This is a genomic window from Rhodococcus sp. EPR-134 (genome assembly GCF_001647205.1).
Lineage (GTDB): Bacteria > Actinomycetota > Actinomycetes > Mycobacteriales > Mycobacteriaceae > Rhodococcus_F > Rhodococcus_F qingshengii.
In genome coordinates this window covers 1-3,641 of the sequence record NZ_LVCT01000117.1, presented here as the reverse complement: position 1 = coordinate 3,641, position 3,641 = coordinate 1, and the positions used below count along the sequence as shown (strand labels likewise).

Annotated in this window: 2 protein-coding genes and 1 pseudogene; all 3 read left to right on the top strand. The window is 65.0% G+C overall.

Annotated elements, in window-relative coordinates; genetic code table 11:
* On the top strand, positions 1-268 hold a 268-nt coding region (locus tag A2J01_RS05365; protein ID WP_064112253.1), incomplete at its 5' end, for a helix-turn-helix domain-containing protein.
* On the top strand, positions 265-2,697 hold the full coding sequence (locus A2J01_RS05360) for a hypothetical protein (RefSeq protein WP_064112252.1): 2,433 nt from the start codon (positions 265-267) through the stop codon (positions 2,695-2,697). The genes A2J01_RS05365 and A2J01_RS05360, both read left to right, overlap by 4 nt.
* Before the next feature lie 147 nt (positions 2,698-2,844).
* Positions 2,845-3,641: pseudogene (locus A2J01_RS05355) on the top strand (site-specific integrase); the annotation flags it as partial.

Sequence of the window (3,641 nt, the reverse complement as noted above, 5' to 3'; positions counted from 1 at the left end):
CACCGACCTCATCGAACCTCTGGCGCGGCGCGGCATCACGTTGTCCTCGAGTCAGGTCTACCGTCTCGTCGTCGAGCGTCCCGAACGGCTGAGCCTGAAAATCCTCATGGCCCTGCTCGATATCCTCGATGCCGCCATGGAAGACCTCATCGAACCCGTCACCGCTGCCGGGTCAATCTCCAAGCGGAAGAAGGCAGTTGGCTCCGAGGCAGGGGTCGGCGATCTGCGGCCCAAGCGGGCCCGCGTCACCGGCCTCGACAGGTCGTGACCCCGGACGGACAGGGCGGGCGGGCCGTCTCGGATCCGGTCGGGCTGATCGCGGATCTGGTCGCCGCCGTCGAGAAGGACATGAACCCAGGACAGATTTATACCGTGGTCACCTCCGTCGCGGGCGGGCGCGCGAAATCGCGGCGCCTCGCGGCGGCCCTGGTCGAGCGTCCCGAAGTGTTGGCCGACGGCCGATCCCCGGCACCCCGGGCCGTCGGTGACCTGCTCATCGCGCTACGCAAAGCCGGCGCCTCGGCGGTCTCACCTCCCTGTTGCGCCGAGTGCGGCAAAGGTCTGCGGACTTTCCAGCGCCGCGGCCAGGACTGGTATTGCGCGGTCTGCGAGCAGCCGACCGAACCGTGCACAGCCTGCGGGAACACCCGGCCGGTCTCCTCGAGGGACCGGGCTGGAGAGCCCCGATGCGGGAAGTGCCCGGACATCGACGGGCGCGACCCGATCACGTTGATCCACAAGATCATTGCCGAATTGGATCCACATGCCGACCGGGAAACGATCGCCATCGCCATCCGTGGTTCGGCGCCGCGGCCGGCATATCAGCAGAAGCTTGCGTGGGCATTGGAGACCCACCCGGCGTTGCTGACCGGGGACGGCCATCTCGCGCCGCTACGCGCGATCCCACGGCTGATCGACCTGCTGCACGGCGCCGGTGTTGCCGGGATCGTCCGGCCAATCTGCCCCGGTTGTCACCGAGTGGTACGCATCGACAAGCCGCTCAACGGAATGCGGGTCTGCCGGATGTGTATCGCACACTCCCGCATCGAGAAGTGCTCACGCTGCGGAGCACGGCGAGAGCCCGCCACCCGAGATCCCCAGGGTCGACCGTTGTGCCCGAACTGCCTGATCACCGACCCGGACAACCTCGAAACCTGCATCAACTGCGGGCGCCGCCGCGCTGTCTGCACCCGAACACCAGAGGGTCCGCTCTGCGGGAGCTGTCCAACACTGTTGCCCGCAACATGCAGTGTTTGCGGTCAGGAAACACCTTGCGGCACATCGCGAATCACAGGACTGCCGTGGTGTCCCGGCTGCCAGCGCCGGTTGGCCGCGTGCTCGGCCTGCGGCCGTGATGCTGCCATCGTTTCCGGCACGGCGGACCGTCCGCTCTGCGCCGACTGCACCACGCCACCGACCTGGATCAGCTGCCCCGTCTGCAGCGATCCCGACCATCCGCGCCCCGGCCAATGCGCACGGTGCCTGATCGACAAGCGCCTCGACGAGGTGATGGGTCCCGCAGTCGGTCTCGTTCCGGGCCTACAAGCGTTGCGCCGCAACATCGCCACCACCGAGCACCACATCACCGCGATGCGCTGGCTGACGAAGAAGTCCGTCGCCCCGGTCTTGTCGGACCTCGCCGGCGGGCGAACACCGCTCACGCACGAGGCCCTCGACGAGCTGTCTGACAGCCCAGCTCTGGCTCATCTGCGTCAAACGCTCGTCTCCGTCGGCGCCCTGCCCGAACGCGACGAGGAGATGGCCCGCCTCGAACAGTTCTTGACCGAATTCATAGCTTCTCAACAAGATTCGGATCGGCGGAAAGTTCTGCACCGTTATGTGGTCTGGAATCTGGTCAGGCGTCTTCGCGACCGCAACAACGGTCGGCGCACCTCCCGGCAGCAGTCGCTGCGCGTCCGCAGTCACGCCCGCGCCGCCGTCGCATTCCTGGACTGGCTCGATCGGCACGAGCGCACCTTGGACAGCTGCCGACAGGCCGACCTCGATCAGTGGCTCACCGACGATACCGGCGCCTACCGCTACGAGACCGGTACCTTCATCCGGTGGGCTCACGCCAACAAACTCACCACCGTCTACATCTCGGCCAAGCGTTGGAACGGACCCACCGATCCCCTCGACGAGCAGCACCGCTGGAACACCGCACGCCGTCTTCGGCACGACGACACCCTCAAAGCCGAAGACCGCCTCGCGGGCCTGCTGCTGCTTCTCTATGCGCAAGGTCCCTCGACGATCAGCCGGTTGACCGTCGAACACCTCCATATCGACGATCGTGGTGCCCTCATCTACCTCGGCCGCGCACCCATCCACCTGCCCGAACCCGTCGCCGAGTTAGCCCGGACCACGGTCGCAAACCGCAAGGGCCACGCCACTATCGGTGCCCTGACGCCTTCTCCGTGGTTGTTCCCTGGCGGTCAACCCGGTCGGCCGATCAGCACCGACCGACTGACCCTCAAGCTGAACAGGCTCGGCATCAGTCCCAACCAGGCCCGCAGCACCGCGCTGTTCCAGCTCGCTACCGAAATCCCCGCCGCGATCCTCGCCCGCACCCTGGGCATCAACACCGATGCAGCCGTCAGGTGGCAACGACTCTCCGCCGGTGACTGGGCCACCTACGCCGCCGAAGTCAGCCGACGAACAACCGAATCGGACAGGCATTCCGACAGTTTGAATATCTGACGTCACCATTACGAGCCGCGACGAAGTTTTCGCGCACGTACGAGCCCACCATGCTCGGTACACCGGCAACACCCAATCGCTGCACGCACCGCCAGCGCCGGGCTACAACCCGGCAGTGTTGGACGTACTTTTCGGAGGTCGACGCTGATGGTTTCTGCACGTGTCTCCAAAGCGCCTGCCAGTTGGAGCCTGAACGTCGATGCCCGCGAAGGTGCGAATCGCAGTGTCATCGACACACTCCTCGATCGGTATCCACCGCGTGTGGTGCCATCGTCGTGGAAGACGACTGAACTCGGCCGAGCGGCCGCACTGAAGCGGGTGGAAGCACTCATGATCCGGGCTCCGGGTAGCGAGAACTTTCAGCGCGATGCTGTCCGAGGTGCGGGGATGCTTCTGCGGTGGCTGAATTCGTTTCCAGGAAAGAGCTGGCAAGGCCGCTGGAACGGCAGTTGCGTCGCCGAACACGGTCTCGGATGGGTTTCGATACCGGAAACGTGGATGGACGAACAGGGAGTGCAATCGGTTCGGCCCACAGTCCTGACGCATGCCCTGATCGGATTGTTCGTCGCGGATCTGATTCGCCCCGATTTACGTTTCGTGGTCCAACTGCACCGGTCGCACTACTGGCGCGACTGGGCGGCAATCAGCCGAGATCCGAGAGGATTCGAACGACTGGAGGCCGCGGCCGGTGCAGAGACTGCCCAAGCAATGCAAGGTCGAACTGCACGATGGCAGATCTCCATGTTGATCCTGTCCAAAGGCGGCGGCCTATCCGACATCACCGTCGGCGACTGCGTCGAACTTCGCCAGGCGGAGCTCGCCGTATGTTCGAGAGGTAAAACGCGCTACCTCTTCTACAAACTTCTCCACGACATCGGGATCTTCCCACCAGACGCGCCACCGACTTTACGATTCGTCACGGTGTACCGAGGACAGAGCACCGT